This is a genomic window from Stenotrophomonas sp. 85239_Sma, assembly GCF_056481725.1.
Genome location: NZ_CM151163.1, coordinates 3,876,015 through 3,890,381, shown reverse-complemented (window position 1 = coordinate 3,890,381; position 14,367 = coordinate 3,876,015). Strand labels below are relative to the sequence as shown.

Annotated in this window: 15 protein-coding genes and 1 pseudogene; 5 read left to right on the top strand and 11 right to left on the bottom strand. The window is 68.0% G+C overall.

Annotated elements, in window-relative coordinates; genetic code table 11:
* Positions 1–44: 44 nt before the first annotated feature.
* Entirely contained in the window at positions 45–596 is a 552-nt protein-coding gene (locus ACYKG1_RS18055; protein ID WP_100473911.1) for a M23 family metallopeptidase, read from the bottom strand.
* 77 nt (positions 597–673) lie between these two features.
* Positions 674–1,157, bottom strand: a pseudogene (locus ACYKG1_RS18050) (Lrp/AsnC family transcriptional regulator).
* A gap of 72 nt (positions 1,158–1,229) precedes the next feature.
* On the opposite strand from ACYKG1_RS18050, the gene ACYKG1_RS18045 reads away from it, so the two are divergent.
* On the top strand, positions 1,230–2,099 hold the full coding sequence (locus ACYKG1_RS18045; protein ID WP_033835229.1) for an EamA family transporter: 870 nt from the start codon (positions 1,230–1,232) through the stop codon (positions 2,097–2,099).
* A gap of 71 nt (positions 2,100–2,170) precedes the next feature.
* Here the strand turns inward: ACYKG1_RS18045 and ACYKG1_RS18040 are convergent, their stop codons facing one another.
* The 4 genes from ACYKG1_RS18040 to ACYKG1_RS18025 form a co-directional block, all read right to left on the bottom strand.
* Entirely contained in the window at positions 2,171–2,908 is a 738-nt protein-coding gene (locus ACYKG1_RS18040; protein WP_202908127.1) for an endonuclease/exonuclease/phosphatase family protein, read from the bottom strand.
* Positions 2,909–2,961: 53 nt separating this feature from the next.
* Positions 2,962–3,792 carry a thiol:disulfide interchange protein DsbA/DsbL gene (locus tag ACYKG1_RS18035; protein ID WP_262083674.1) on the bottom strand — a complete coding sequence of 277 codons (831 nt, stop codon included), beginning with the start codon at positions 3,790–3,792 and terminating at the stop codon, positions 2,962–2,964.
* 106 nt (positions 3,793–3,898) lie between these two features.
* Positions 3,899–4,549, bottom strand: coding sequence for a thiol:disulfide interchange protein DsbA/DsbL (locus tag ACYKG1_RS18030; protein WP_262083675.1), 651 nt, complete (start codon positions 4,547–4,549; stop codon positions 3,899–3,901).
* Positions 4,550–4,655: 106 nt separating this feature from the next.
* Entirely contained in the window at positions 4,656–5,456 is an 801-nt protein-coding gene (locus ACYKG1_RS18025) for a c-type cytochrome (RefSeq protein WP_100473906.1), read from the bottom strand.
* A gap of 156 nt (positions 5,457–5,612) precedes the next feature.
* Between ACYKG1_RS18025 and yihA the strand changes: the two genes are divergently transcribed.
* Positions 5,613–6,215: a ribosome biogenesis GTP-binding protein YihA/YsxC gene (gene yihA, locus ACYKG1_RS18020; RefSeq protein ID WP_262227716.1), complete on the top strand. Its 603-nt coding sequence runs from the start codon at positions 5,613–5,615 to the stop codon at positions 6,213–6,215.
* A gap of 48 nt (positions 6,216–6,263) precedes the next feature.
* Here yihA and ACYKG1_RS18015 read toward each other — a convergent pair whose 3' ends face one another.
* Positions 6,264–6,968, bottom strand: a complete 705-nt coding sequence (locus ACYKG1_RS18015; RefSeq protein WP_262083677.1) for a VIT1/CCC1 transporter family protein — start codon at positions 6,966–6,968, stop codon at positions 6,264–6,266.
* A 152-nt stretch (positions 6,969–7,120) separates the two neighbouring features.
* Here ACYKG1_RS18015 and ACYKG1_RS18010 point away from each other — a divergent pair, with 152 nt between their 5' ends.
* Positions 7,121–8,485 carry a glutamate--cysteine ligase gene (locus ACYKG1_RS18010; RefSeq protein ID WP_100473903.1) on the top strand — a complete coding sequence of 455 codons (1,365 nt, stop codon included), beginning with the start codon at positions 7,121–7,123 and terminating at the stop codon, positions 8,483–8,485.
* 67 nt (positions 8,486–8,552) lie between these two features.
* On the opposite strand, the gene ACYKG1_RS18005 is transcribed toward ACYKG1_RS18010, so the two are convergent.
* Both ACYKG1_RS18005 and ACYKG1_RS18000 read right to left on the bottom strand, forming a co-directional pair.
* Positions 8,553–9,809, bottom strand: coding sequence for an NnrS family protein (locus ACYKG1_RS18005; protein ID WP_478471048.1), 1,257 nt, complete (start codon positions 9,807–9,809; stop codon positions 8,553–8,555).
* A 91-nt stretch (positions 9,810–9,900) separates the two neighbouring features.
* Positions 9,901–10,959 (bottom strand): NAD(P)-dependent alcohol dehydrogenase, encoded by a 1,059-nt coding sequence (locus ACYKG1_RS18000; protein ID WP_100473901.1) that lies wholly within the window; start codon positions 10,957–10,959, stop codon positions 9,901–9,903.
* A gap of 106 nt (positions 10,960–11,065) precedes the next feature.
* Here ACYKG1_RS18000 and ACYKG1_RS17995 point away from each other — a divergent pair, with 106 nt between their 5' ends.
* Positions 11,066–11,950: a LysR family transcriptional regulator gene (locus ACYKG1_RS17995; protein WP_262083680.1), complete on the top strand. Its 885-nt coding sequence runs from the start codon at positions 11,066–11,068 to the stop codon at positions 11,948–11,950.
* Positions 11,951–12,001: 51 nt separating this feature from the next.
* Here the strand turns inward: ACYKG1_RS17995 and ACYKG1_RS17990 are convergent, their stop codons facing one another.
* The gene (locus ACYKG1_RS17990) at positions 12,002–12,418 is read right to left on the bottom strand and encodes a VOC family protein (RefSeq protein WP_478471047.1); all 417 of its coding nucleotides are present in this window, start codon (positions 12,416–12,418) and stop codon (positions 12,002–12,004) included.
* Between the two features lie 114 nt (positions 12,419–12,532).
* Between ACYKG1_RS17990 and ACYKG1_RS17985 the strand changes: the two genes are divergently transcribed.
* Positions 12,533–13,210, top strand: a complete 678-nt coding sequence (locus ACYKG1_RS17985) for an SMI1/KNR4 family protein (RefSeq protein WP_478471046.1) — start codon at positions 12,533–12,535, stop codon at positions 13,208–13,210.
* 49 nt (positions 13,211–13,259) lie between these two features.
* On the opposite strand, the gene ACYKG1_RS17980 is transcribed toward ACYKG1_RS17985, so the two are convergent.
* On the bottom strand, positions 13,260–14,363 hold the full coding sequence (locus tag ACYKG1_RS17980; protein ID WP_478472770.1) for an alkene reductase: 1,104 nt from the start codon (positions 14,361–14,363) through the stop codon (positions 13,260–13,262).
* Positions 14,364–14,367: the final 4 nt, after the last annotated feature.

The following is a 14,367-nucleotide window of genomic DNA, read 5'->3' as shown; positions in this document are numbered from 1 at the left end:
AACGACGAAGGCGCTCAAGCGAGGTGCGACGCCGTGCATGGGGCTCAGCGCAGTAGTGGCAGTGGATCGCGCGCGCCGTCGGCGCCGTAGATGCCCCAGTGCAGGTGCGGCGGCGTGCCCCTGGCATTGCCGCTGTCGCCGACGTGGCCGAGCAGGTCCCCGGCCTGGACCACCTGGCCGCGCGCCAGGCCCTCGGCCCAGTCCTCCAGATGCGCGTAGTAGTAGCGTTCGCGCCCGGGCCCGATCACCCACACCTGGCGGCCACCGAGGCCGCGGTCGCTGACATCCACGACGACGCCGGCGGTGGCACTGCGCACCGGGGTACCGCGCTTGGCGAAGATGTCGATGCCGGCGTGGGAGCGGTCACGGCCACGCGGCGCGCCGAAAGTGTCGGCGATCTGGCGGGGGCGGACGCCCTCCACCGGCACCGGCAGGTGCGTGGCGGCCGGCATCCGCGAAAGCGACCAGAGCATCTTCGGTGCGGCCGCCCATGGGCTGTTCCACAACGCCATCGCCGCAACGAGGGCCATGGCCAGCCACAGGCCACGCAGCAGCCAGCGGCGCAGGCGACGGGCGGGGGAGGGGAGTGCATTCATGGTTTCCGACTGTAGCGTCGAGCCATGCTCGATGGCTGTCGCTTTGCGGTAAAAAGGCAGTCGAGCATGGCTCGACGCTACAGAACCGGTGCCAGCGGGACCTCGAAACTCCGCTTCAGCGTGCCCAGTGCCACCGAGGTGCGGAAGCGCTCGATGTTGTCATCGCCACCGAACAGGCGCTCGGTGATCGCCTCGTACTCCTCCATCGACGCCGCCGAAAGCAGCAGCAGGAAATCGCCATCGCCGGTGATCGAGTAACACTGCTGCACCGCGGGGTCATCCTGCACGCGGCGCTTGAACGGCGCCACGCGTTCACGCTGCTCGCTGACCACGCGCACCTCGACGATGATGGTCAGCGGCCGCCCGACCTTGGCGGCGGCGAGCACCGCCACGTTGGCCGCGATCACGCCGCTGTCCTGCAGGCGCTTGATGCGGCGCTGCACGGCCGGGGTGGACAGGTGCACGGCCTCGGCGATTTCGCGCTGCGGCAGCGTGTTGTCCCCGCTGCAGCAGGTCGAGGATGGCGCGGTCGAAGCTGTCGAGCACAGGGGCGGTGGCCATGGCGAGCAGAAGTTGCACGAACGGGCCGTCAATTGAGCCAAGTGCTCGGCGCCGGCGCAATAGACTTTGCCCATGCAGACCTCACGACTTGCGCCGATGTTGCCGGCGCTGGCGGTGCTTGGCTCGGTCACCTCGCTGGCCATCGGCACCTCCTACGCAAAACACCTGTTCCCGCTGATCGGCGCCCAAGGCACCAGCGCGCTGCGCGTGGGCTTCTCGGCGCTGTTGCTGCTGCTGTTCTGGCGGCCGTGGCGCTGGAAGACCAGCCGCGTGGATGCGATCACCATCCTGCGCTACGGGCTCACCCTGGGCCTGATGAACCTGCTGTTCTACATGGCCCTGCGCACGATTCCCTTCGGCATTGCGGTGGCCATCGAGTTCACCGGACCGCTGACGGTGGCGATGTTGTCGTCGCGGCGGCCCATCGATTTCCTCTGGGTGGGTTGTGCGGCGGTGGGGTTGCTGTTGCTGCTGCCGATCGGCGGCGGCCCGGCGCTGGATCCGGCCGGCGTGCTGTATGCGATGGGCGCAGCGGCGTGCTGGGGCCTGTACATCGTATTCGGCAAGCGCGCCGGCCACCTGCACGCTGGGCATTCGGTGTCGCTGGGGCTGCTGGCGGCGTCGCTGGTGGTGGTGCCGGTGGGCGTGGTGCATGCCGGTGCCGCGCTGCTCGATCCGAAGATCCTGGCCGCTGGCCTGCTGGTGGCGCTGGTATCCAGCGCGATCCCGATGTCGCTGGAGATGATGGCACTCAAGCGCCTGCCGAAGGAGACCTTCGGCATCCTGATCAGCATGGAACCGGCGGTCGCCGCGCTGTGGGCGATGCTGCTGCTGCACGAGCACCTGCACGGGCTGCAGTGGCTGGCGATCGGCTGCACGGTGCTGGCCTCGGTGGGCAGCACGATGACCGCGCGGCGGTTGAAGGTACCGGTCACCGCATGAAAAAAGGGACGGAGGGGATTAAGTCGTTTGTGCCTCAAACGACTTAATCCCCTCCGTCCCCTTTTTCGGGTTCAGCGCAGGGCGTTGGCTGGGACGTCGATCGCCATCGCCAGGGCAAGGTGATCGGAAAATGCGGCCGGTATGGCTTCCACGGTACGGGTCTGCAGGCCACTGCTGACCAGGATGTGGTCGATGGCGCGGTCGGGGCGCCAGCTGGGGAAGGTCGGCACGATGCAGCCTGGCGGCTGCAGCCGGGTCTTCTGGTACAGCACCTGCATTTCCGGGCGTTCGGCCAGGCAGTTGAAGTCGCCCATCAGTACCGCATTGGGATGGTCGGACAGCAGCTCGGCGATGAAGCCCAGCTGCGACATCCGAGAGCCCGCGCCCAGCGACAGATGGGCCACCGCCACCGCCAGGCCGTCGGTACCGTCGCCGAACTTGGCCAGCAGCACGCCGCGCCCGCCGATGCGGCCGGGCAGGGCGTGGTCCTGTACCTCCACCGGTTCCAGCTTGCTCAGCAGGCCATTGGCGCTGGACGCGACGCCGCCCATGCGCCGGTTCGGCTGGTGGCTCCAGTAGTTGAAGCCGGCGCGCTGGGCCAGGTAGTGGGTCTGGTTGGTGAAGCCCGAGCGCAGGCTGCCCGGGTCGGCCTCCTGCAGGCCGACGATGTCATGTTCGCGCGCCAGGGTGGCGATCGCATCCAGGCTGCTGCGCTTGCGACCCGCCGGCAGCGCATGTGACCAGCTGCGGGTCACATAGTCGCTGTAGCGGCGGGTACTTGAGCCGGCCTGGATGTTGGCCGTCAGCAAGCGCAGGATCCGTGTACGGGGGGAATTCACGGCCGGGAAACGCTTCTCTTGGATCAGTGAGCCTGGGCCGCACCGCGTTCGCGGGCGATCAGGTGGTCGGCAATGCGCAGCATGTCCGGGAAGCTCTTGCCTTTCACCAGGTACTTGCCGTTGACGATGATCGACGGGGTGCCGCTGATCTGGCTGCGCTGGGCGAACTGCTTGGCCGAGTTGGTCTTGGCATTCACCGCGAAGCTGCCCATGGTGGCGGCGAACTGCTTCGGGTCCACGCCGTAGGCGGTGTAGAACTTGGCGATGTCTTCCACCGAGTCACGGCCGCGCTCGCCCTTCAGGGTCTTCTGCGAGTGGATGGCGGCATACAGTGCTTCGTGGGTCTTTTCCTGCACGCCCAGGGTCTGCGCGGCGTAGAACGCACGGGCGTAGTCATCCCAGGTGCCGCCGAACATGGCCGGCACGTAGACGAAGTTCACGTCACTCGGCAGGCCGGCCTTCCACGGGCCGACCAGCGGCTGGAACGCGGCGCAGGCCGGGCAGACGTAGCCGAAGATCTCGGTCACTTCGATCTTGCCGGCGGCCGGCTGGAACGGCTGGCCGTTCGGGATCACCTGGTAGTCGGTGCCTTCCACCGGGGCCGGGCCGGTCAGCGCAGCGGTGGTCGGGGCCGGCGCGGCGGCGGGGGCGGCTTCGGCCGGGGCCTTCTCGCCTTCGGCGGCGGCTGGGGCCGCGCCCTCGGCGCCAGCGGCAGGCGCAGCGGGTTCGGTGGTGGCCGGGGTAGCTGCCGGTTCGACCGGGGCGGCGGTGGTGTTGGTGCTGCCGTCGTCGGCCTTGCAGGCGGCCAGGATCGGCAGCAGCGCTGCGAGGGCGAGGGCGTAACGGATCTTCATGGAAACGTCTCCAGCATCTGGAATGGTGGGGCCGGCGGCAGGCGCCGGCCAGAGGGAAATGATGACACGCGGCGGCGACAGCGCCGTGTCGGTGGTGGGTGTTGGTTCAGCGGCCGCGGGCAGCGCGGGCCTGGGCAATCAGCGCCGAGGCGATGCGCAGCTGATCGTCGAAGCTGTCACCACGGACCAGGTACTGGCCGTTGATGATCAGCGCCGGGGTCCCCGGGATCCTGGTGCGCTGGGCGAATGCGCGGGCGGCATCGACCTTCTTCTGTACGGCATCACCGCGCAGGGCCTGCAGGTAACGGTCCGGGGTCACGCCGTACGCCTTGTAGAAGGTGGCGAGCTCATCGGCCGAGACGTTCTGCATCGGCAGCGAGCCGTCCTGGTGCAGGGCCTTGAACACGGCCGCGTGGCTGCGCTTGGCCACGCCGACTTCATCGGCGGCGTAATAGGCCAGGGCCCAGGCGTCCCAGGCGCCGCCGAAGGCGGCCGGAACCGGGGTGAAGCGCACGTCGGCCGGCAGCTTGGCCGCCCAGGCTTCCAGCTGCGGTTCGAAACGGGCGCAGTGCGGGCAGGTGTAGCCGAACACCTCGACCACCTCGATCTTGCCGGCCAGCGGCTGGAACGGGCCAGGCTGGGCGATGCGCTCGTAGTCTTTGCCCTCGACCAGCGGGGCATTAGCGGGGGTGGCGGCGCAGGCTACCAGCGGCAGCAGCACCAGCAAGGACAACAGCAGGCGGGAAATCAACCTCATCGACACGCATCTCCGTTGAAAAAAGCAACGCCGGCGCGGTCGCCGGCGTGAAGGAAACATACCGCAGGCGAGGGCCGCGGTGACGGCCCGGGCCGACCAGTGGTGGTCAGGGGGCGGCAGCCGGTTGCACCGGCGGGGTGGCTGCGGCGACATCATCAGCCTTGTTGTGCAGGCCCTGCAGGTAGCTCGACAGCGCCTGCACCTCCTGCTCGCTGAGCTTCTGCGCGACCGCGGCCATGATCTGGAAGTGCGCCTTGTCGGTTTCGTTGGTCTGGCCGGCCTGGTACTCCTGCAGGCGGCGCGCGACATAACTGGCGTGCTGGCCACCGATGTGCGGATAGGCCGGACCCGGATTGCCGGCGCCACTGGGGCCGTGGCAGGCCATGCAGGCCGGCAGCCCACGCTTGGCGTCGCCACCGCGGTACAGCTGCTGGCCGATCTCATAGAACTTCATGCCCTTGTAGGGGCCGTCGGCAACCACGGTGTCGTCGGCGATGCCGGCGGTGGCCTTCTGCGTGGCGAAGAAGGCGCCGATATCACGCATGTCCTGCGGGGTGAGGTTCTGCACGAACGGCACCATCGCCACCGCTGCGCCCGAACTGCGCTGGCCATTGGCGATCAGGGCCATCTGCTGGGCCACGTAGCGTTCGCTCTGGCCGGCGATGGACGGGTACATCTCCACCGTGGAATTGCCGTCGGCGCCATGGCAGGCCGCGCAGGCCGAGGCCTTGGTCTGGCCGGCCTTGGCATCGCCCCAGTGGGTCTTGCTGAAGTCCACCTCCAGCGAGGCGGTGTTGATCGGCCCGTTGTCGGGCAGCGGGGTCAACGTGGTCTGCGCGAACGCAGCAGCGGCAACAACGACGGCAGTGGCAAGGGCAGATACGGCAAGAACGCGAGCGTGGCGCATGCTGAAGCTCCGTATGGACCGGGCCGGGCGGTGGCCGCCGGCATCGCCCGGATTATCAACGCCGTTTCCGCGCACGGTCAACGCAGCAGTGCAGCAAAATGGCCGCAGCGGCCGCCGGCACGGGCGCGCGGCGCCGCAACATGCGATCCTAGGCACATGTCATTGCTCATCGAACGCGCCCGTTACCACCTTTCGGCCCACAACGTGCGGCAGCTGCCGCCCGACGAAGGGGCCGAAGTGGCCTTTGCCGGCCGCTCCAATGCCGGCAAGTCCAGTGCGCTCAACGCGCTGACCCGCCAGAACGCCCTGGCCCGTGTCTCCAAGACGCCCGGCCGTACCCAGCAGCTGGTGTTCTTCCAGGTCACCCCGGACGCCCATCTGGTCGACCTGCCCGGTTACGGCTACGCCAAGGTGCCGCTGGACCTGCAGGCGCACTGGCAGGCCTTCATCGACCGGTATTTCCGTACCCGCGAGGCCCTGAAGGGGCTGGTGGTGGTGATGGACATCCGCCATCCGCTGAAGGATTACGACCGGCAGATGCTGTCCTATGCCGTGCAGCGTGGCCTGCCGGCGCACGCGCTGCTGACCAAGGCCGACAAGCTCAGCCGCAGCCAGCAGATGCAGTCCCTGCAGAAGGTGCGCAAGGAGCTGCAATCGGCTTACGGTGACAGCGTCAGCGTGCAGGTGTTCTCCGGCGAGGACCGCACCGGCGTGGACGAAGCCCGTGGCGTGATCGGCGGCTGGCTGGGGCTGGAGTAAGAACTCGGCAACAGCGGCTCATTCCAGCGGGAAATACGCTGCCGGTACTCATGCCACATGGGCGCCGAGCAGGCGACCGACGCCGGCGGCGGCGGCCATCGCCAACGCACCCCAGAACACGACGCGGAGTGCACCGCGCAACGGCGAAGCACCGCCGGCCTGGGCCGCCATCGCGCCGGTCAGGCACAGGCCGAGCAGGGTGCTGGCGGTGGTCATCATCGCGACCTTGTCCGACGGCGCGAGCAGTGCGGTCAGCACCGGCAGCGCCGCGCCACAGGTGAAGGCGCCGGCCGAGGCCAGCGCCGCCTGCAGCGGGCGGGCGCGCAGCGTATCGGTGATGCCCAGTTCATCGCGGGCGTGGGCGCCCAGTGCATCGTGGGCAGTGAGCTGTTCGGCCACCTGCCGGGCAAGCGCAGGCTCCAGGCCGCGGTGGCGGTAGATCGCGGCCAGTTCTTCCAGCTCGCTGTGCGGGTCTTCGTGCAGTTCGCGCTTTTCCATCGCCAGGTCGGCGTCTTCGGTGTCGGCCTGGGTCTGCACCGAGACATACTCGCCGGCGGCCATCGACATCGCGCCGGCCACGGTGCCAGCCACACCGGTGGCCAGGATGGTCACTGCGGAGGCACCGCTGGCGGCCACGCCCACCACCAGGCCGGCCACCGAGACGATGCCATCGTTGGCCCCCAGCACCGCGGCACGCAGCCAGCCGACGCGCTCGGAGCGATGCAGTTCGGGGTGTCGCGAATGGCGGCTCATGGCCTTGAGTGTACGAGGGTCAAGAGGGCGTCGGTGGGATGCTGCAACCTGCCACCGTCGCATGACGCAACGGGTCGCCACGCTATAGTGCGCCCTTGCGATGGAAGGCCCCGGGCCCCACATCCCCCGCCACAGTCCAGCGAGCCTTCCCCTTGTCGAGCCCCAGCCACGTCGCCGATACCCCCATTACCGACCGCTCGCAGCTGGTGGAGGTGATCGCCTCCGGCGAGAAGCCCCGCGCACAGTGGCGCATCGGTACCGAGCACGAGAAGTTCGGGTTCCGCCTGGATGACCTGCGCCCGCCGACCTTCGAAGGCGAGCGCGGCATCGAAGCGCTGCTCAACGGCCTGGTCCGCTTCGGCTGGGAGCCGGTGCGGGAGAATGGCAACACCATCGCCCTGTTGCGCGACGGGGCCTCGGTAACGCTGGAACCGGCCGGCCAGCTGGAACTGTCCGGCGCGGCGCTGGAGACCATCCACCAGACCTGCGTCGAGACCGGTACCCATCTCAACGAAGTGGCACAGGTGGCCGGTGAACTGCAGCTGGGTTTCCTCGGCATGGGTTTCCAGCCGAAGTGGAAGCGCGATGAAATGCCGTGGATGCCGAAAGGCCGCTACAAGATCATGCGCGCGTACATGCCCAAGGTCGGCTCGCTCGGCCTGGACATGATGACCCGCACCTGCACGGTGCAGGTGAACCTGGACTACGCCACCGAAGCGGACATGGTGAAGAAGTTCCGCGTGTCGCTGGCGCTGCAGCCGATCGCCACCGCGCTGTTCGCCGATTCGCCGTTCACCGAAGGCAAGCCGAACGGCTACCTGAGCTACCGCTCGCACATCTGGACCGACACCGACGCCGACCGCACCGGCATGCTCGACTTCGTGTTCGAGGATGGCTTCGGTTACGAGCGCTATGTCGACTACCTGCTCGACGTGCCGATGTACTTCTCCTACCGCGACGGCACCTACCACGACGCCAGCGGGCAGAGCTTCCGCGATTTCATGCAGGCCAGGCTGCCGGTGCTGCCGGGTGCGCTGCCCACGCTGCGCGACTGGTCGGACCACATGACCACCGCATTCCCGGAAGTGCGCCTGAAGAAGTACCTGGAGATGCGTGGTGCCGACGGTGGCCCGTGGAGCCGCCTGTGTGCGCTGCCGGCGTTCTGGGTCGGCCTGCTGTACGACGACACCGCGCTGGATGCGGCGTGGGACCTGGTGCGTGACTTCACCCTGGCCGAGCGCCATGCACTGCGTGACGGCGTGCCGAAGCATGCGATGAACCTGCCGTTCCGCAACGGCACGGTGCGCGACCTGGCCCGCGAGGCGGTGAAGATTTCGGTGGAAGGCCTCAAGCGCCGCGCGGCGCGCAATGCCGATGGCCAGGACGAGAGCAAGTTCCTGGACGTGCTGCAGGAGATCGTCGAATCCGGCCTGACCCCGGCCGAGCGAAAGCTGGCCCTGTTCCATGGCCGCTGGCACGGTGATGTCGATCCGGTGTTCCGCGAGTTCGCGTACTGAGTGGATTGCGGTGGCGGCCGGGCATGGCCCGGCGCTACCGATGGACGTTGCCTGGCCGGCGATGCGGTCAGCCCGGTTTGCCGTCGCGTCGAGGGCTCAGGTAGATCCAGCCCAGCCGGGCCACCCATGGGGACAGTGCCAGCAGCCAACCGATGGCGGCGGCGAAATGCCACGCATAGGCATCGGGCATCAGCTCGGCAAGGATGCGCATGATCGCCACTGCCTGCAGCGCGACGAACGCGAACCAGGCCACTGCCGGCATCACCAGCGGTCGCCCGGAATGACCTTGGGTGACCCGGGTCACCATCGCCACCAGCAGGCTGCCGAACAGTCCCACGGCGAGTGCGTGCAGCGGCGCGCGGCCGAGCAGCTGCGGATGGGCGAGCATCTGGCCGATGTCCTGCAGCAGATACAACGCGAAGCTGATCGGCAGCCACGCCAGCGCCAGGAACAGGGCCACGAGCAGGCCCGGCATCGGCCCGCGTGGCCACCAGTGCCATAGCGCCTGCAGCGACAACACCAGCAGCGGCGCATCGGCCAGCCACAGCAGGTTGTCGATCTGCAACGCACTCAGCAGCAAGCGCAGCATCAGCAGCGCCCACATCGCGGCCAGCCAGCGCAGCGGTCGCCACGGCACGTAGCCGTCCACCACGTTGTTGGCGAAGAACGGGATCATCCGATGCGCGACGGTGAGGTAGACCGGCAGCAGCAGGCCGAACGTACCGAGTGCCACAGTGACCGGCATCAGCGTGGCGTGGCCGCGCACCACCGCCATGAACAGCAGCAGCCCCAGCCAGCCCAACAGCAGAGCTGCATGGCAGGCGCGCGCATGCCAGTTGCGGTTGGGGCCGGCGGCCTTGAGCACGCGTCCCAGCACGATCAGTCCGGCGCTCCAGCCGGCCAGTGCCAGCAGCAGGCCGGGCCACAACCCGGGTGCCCAGCCGCAGGCGGTGGCAATCAGCAGCGCCTGCCCGCCAAACAGGCCGATGCCCACCGGCGCGTAATGGTTGCGTGGCAGCTCCGGTTGCGCCATCCAGCGCGGGAACACCGTGAGCAGGAAACCGAAGATGAAACTGGGCAGCACCAGGTACTGCATCAGCAGCGCGTGCAACCAGGCCGGCGGCAGTGGCGGTGGCTGCGGCGTCCACAACCCGCGCAATGCGCCCAGCCACAACGCCCACCACAGCATCGCCAGCAGCAGGTTGCTGGCGCCGATGAAGAACAGCAGTCGATGCGGCGCGCGCATCAGCATCGCAGGGGAGGGCAGGCGGGCCATGCGGTGAGTCTGCGCCTGGGCGGTTGCCGCCTCCTTGACCTTCGTCATGCCCAATGCATGGGTCGTGCCGGCCAGCGGCCGACGCGACCCAAAAGAACCCCGGCAGTGCCGGGGTTCTTCGTTCACAGTCGCCAATCGGTCAGGCGGCGTTCTTCATCGTCGCCATGTCGATCACGAAGCGGTAGCGCACATCGTTCTTCGCCATGCGTTCCCAGGCCTCGTTGACGTTCTTGATGTCGATCATCTCGACGTCGCTGACGATGCCGTGCTCGGCACAGAAGTCCATCATTTCCTGGGTTTCGGCCATGCCGCCGATCGCCGAGCCGGTCAGGTGCTTGCGGCCGAAGATCACGCTGCCGCCGGTCAGCGGCGGGTCCAGTTCGGTCAGCACGCCGACCAGGCACATGGTGGCCTCGCGCTTGAGCAGGCCCATGTACGGGTTGGTGTCATGGCCGACCGGGATGGTATTGAGCAGGAAGTCGAAGCTGCCGGCGTGGGCCTTCATCTGCGCGGCATCGCGCGAGACCAGTACTTCATCGGCGCCCAGGCGCTTGGCGTCGGCACCCTTTTCCGGCGTGGTGGTGATCATCACCACGTGCGCGCCGAGCGCCTTGGCGAACTTCACGCCCATGTGGCCGAGGCCGCCGAGGCCGATCACGCCGACCTTCTGGCCGGGGCCGACCTTCCAATGGCGCAGCGGCGACCAGGTGGTGATGCCGGCGCACAGCAGCGGCGCGGCCGCCTTCAGGTCGAGGCTGTCGGACACCTTCACCACGAAGCGCTGCTCGACCACCACGTGGTCGGAATAGCCGCCGTAGGTCGGCGCACCGCTTTCGCGTTCACGGCCGTTGTAGGTCCAGGTCGCGCCTTCGGCGCAGTACTGCTCCAGATCGTGCTCGCAGGCGTCGCAGTGGCGGCACGAGTCGACCATGCAGCCCACGCCGGCGTGGTCGCCGACCTTGAAGCGGGTGACGTTGCTGCCGACCTCGGTGACCCGGCCGATGATCTCGTGGCCCGGCACCATCGGGTAGATCGAGCCACCCCAGTCATCACGGGCCTGGTGCAGGTCCGAATGGCAGATGCCGCTGTAGAGGATCTCGATGCGCACATCGTTCGGGCCAACGGCGCGGCGCTCGAACTCGAAGGGTACCAGCGGGTCGGTATGGGTATGGGCGGCGTAACCACGGGCGAGGGACATGGGGGATCCTTGGCGGGTTTGTCGAAAGGCGTTTTACAATACGCGCCGTAACCCGGGCCAAGAAGCCCGGATATCGGCATGATTCATCAAGTGGAACTGCACAATCATGGCCACTGACAATCTGTCCCACCTGGCCGCGTTCGCGGCGGTCGCCCGTCACCGCAGCTTCCGCCGCGCCGGCGCCGAGCTGGCGCTGTCGACCTCGGCGGTGAGCTATGCCATCCGCGCCCTGGAAGAGCGGTTGGGCGTGGGCCTGTTCCATCGCACCACCCGCAGCGTTGCCCTGACCGAGGCCGGGCAGCGCCTGCTGGAGCGGTTGCAGCCGGCCTTGGGGCAGGTGCATGACGCACTGGAAGAGATGAACCAGTTCCGCGCCGCTCCGGCGGGCCTGCTACGCATCAACGCCACCCGCGCGGCGGTGCCGACCCAGCTGGGGCCGCGGCTGGCGCGCTTCCTGCACGCGCATCCGGACATCCGCGTGGAACTGACCGAAAACGATGGCCTGGTCGACATTGTCGCCGAGGGCTACGACGCCGGTGTGCGCCTGCATGAGTTCGTGCCCGAAGACATGGTCGCGGTGCCGATGGGCCCGCCGCTGCGCGGCCTGATCGTTGGTGCGCCGGAGTACCTGCGGCGGCGGCCCGCACCCCGGCACCCGCGTGAGCTGGCCATGCACGAATGCATCCGTTTCCGCTTTGCCAGTGGTCATCTGTACAAGTGGCAGTTCGAGCGCGAGGGGCAGGCGCTGGAGATCGACGTGCCGGGGCGGCTGACCCTGGGCGAGCAGGGCACCGTGGTCAGTGCCGTGCTCGATGGCATCGGGCTGGCCTATGTGCTGGAAGACACCGCGCGGCCGTACATCGATTCGGGGCAGATGGTGGCGGTGCTGGAAGACTGGAGCGAACCGTTCGCGGGATTCGCGTTGTATTACCCGAAGCAGCGGCAGATGCCTGGCGCGCTGCGCGCGTTCGTGGATATGTTGCGGGAGTAGCTGCGATGGGAGATGCAGTCCCGGCCAAGGGCCGGCACCGACCACGATCGGTCATTCGACCAGCGCATCGTAGCCTTCGCGGCTGAACTGGATCAGGCAGAAGCCGTGGCCGAACGGATCGGCCAGTACGGCGATCCACCCCCAGCGTCGCGCGCGCATCGGTTGTTCGAGTGTTGCCCCAGCCGTTACCGCGCGTGTCAGCGCGGCGTCGATGTCATCCACCACCCAGTCCAGGTGCAGCGGCGTCCAGTGGCGCTCGTAGTCGCGTACATCGCCGTCTTCGGTGGCGGCGCTGCCAGCCTCGTTCTGCAGCAGGTACAGCGGTGTCGGTCCACCGAGCAGTTCCACCGCGCCGGCACCGAGCCGACGTCCGATATGCAATCCAAAGGCGGCCACGTAGAAGACTTCGGCGGCGGCCAGGTCGGGCACGTCGATGTTGACGATGAAGCTGCGGGCAGTGGCGTTCATGGCGGCGATTTCCAGCTTCCGGTGCTTGCAGTCTAGTCCTGCCGCCGGCTGCTGCCGGTACATCTCCTGCGCGGATTCGGGCAAGCTGGGCGGCCTCCATCGGCAAGGACATCCATGAGCGCGCTATCTGACATCGAACAGGCCACCGGCCAGTCCTTCCCGCCCTTGTTCAAGCAGTTGCATGCCGCGGGTCGATTGAGCTGGGGCACTCCCCATCCGGAATGGTCCGAGGTGGTGTTCCCTACGCTGCAGGCGGATCCGCCGGTGCTGCTGTACGCCCAGGACTACGAGCCGTTGGAACACGATGAGCTGCTCGAGGCGTGGCAGGAGCTGACCGCCGAGGATCACTACAACCCCCTGCGCACTGACCTGCAGCTGCTGCCCTTTGCGCGCACCGGCGCGGGTGACAGCTACTGCTTCTGGAGCAACGCGCCCGGTTTCAGCGAGCCGCCGGTGGTGATGGTGTGGCATGACGACGACCGCGCGGATGTGCTGGCCGCCAGCTACCAGGATTTCCTGTTCCGCAAGATGGTCGAAGCCGTTGCCGACTACCAGCCGCCGTACACGCTGCTGTCGCACGGCGAGCTGGCCGGGAATCTGCAGCGCTGGCTGCAGACCCATCAGTCCTTCCTGCGCGGCGACCAGTGCGTGGCGTTGCAGCGGCTGTTCGCCCGCGTTGACGATATTGAAGAAGGCAACATCAGTGAAGACGACGCGCAGGCGATCGTCGCTGACGTGATCGGCTTTGCGCGGTTGGACGAGTCGTTCGCCTACGTGCGCGAGGACGCCTGAACCAAAGGTCGGAGCCCCGCCTGTGGTAGGGATCCGACCTCGTGCGGGATCAGCCTGCAGCCGGGTAGTCCAGGTAGCCTTCCCTGCCGCCCCCGTAGTAGGTGCTGCGGTCGGGCGTGGCCAGCGCGATGTCCCGCTGCAGGCGTTCGACCAGATCCGGGTTGGCGATGAACGGTTGGCCGAAGGCGGCGATATCGATGGTGCCTTCGTCGACCAGGCGCAGCGCGCGTTCGCGGGTCATGCCGCCGGCCAGGATCACGTTGCCACCGTAGGCCTGCTTGAACTGCTGCAGGAAGGCCTCGCCCAGCACTGACTGCCCCGCCTGCAGGTTGTCATTGAGGTGCACATAGGCCAGCCCGCGCTTGCCCAGTTCCTCGGCCAGGTACAGGTAGGTGGCCTCGTTGTCGGGGTAGTACGGCATGTCGAAGGTGAGGTTGTTCGGCGCCAGGCGCACGCCGATGCGGTGGGCGCCGATGCGCTGGGCCATCGCATCCACCGTCTCCAGGATCAATCGCGCTCGGTTCGGCAATGAGCCGCCGTAGCGGTCTTCGCGCTGGTTGATGAGTGGGTTGAGGAACTGCTCGAACAGGTAGCCGTTGGCGGCATGCAGCTCGATGCCATCGAAGCCGGCGGCGATGGCGTTGTCCGCCCCGCGTGCGAAGTCCTCGACGATGCCGGGAATCTCTGCGGTCTCCAGTGTACGTGCCGGGGTGGGATCGGCGTGGCCGCGGCTGCCATCGGCCAGGTACACGAACGAGGTGTTCTTCGGTGCGCTGGCGACCGGGCGGGTACCGGCGCTGACCGGTTGTCCGCCGTCAGGCTGCAGCGAGGAATGCGACATGCGGCCGACGTGCCAGAGCTGGGCGAAGATCGTGCCCTGCGCGGCATGCACCGCCTCGGTGACGACCTTCCACCCGGCCACCTGCTCGGCCGACCAGATGCCGGGCACGTCGATGTAGCCCTGGCCCTGCGGCGAGACCGGCGTGCCTTCACTGATGATCAGGCCGGCGCTGGCGCGCTGCCGGTAGTACTGGGCGGTCAGCTCGTTGGCGACCGCACCGGGGTTGCGGGCACGGGTCATCGGGGCCATCGCGATGCGGTTGCGCAGGGCGGTGCCTGCCAGGTCGAAGGGGTGGAACAGGGCGGCGGTCATGTCG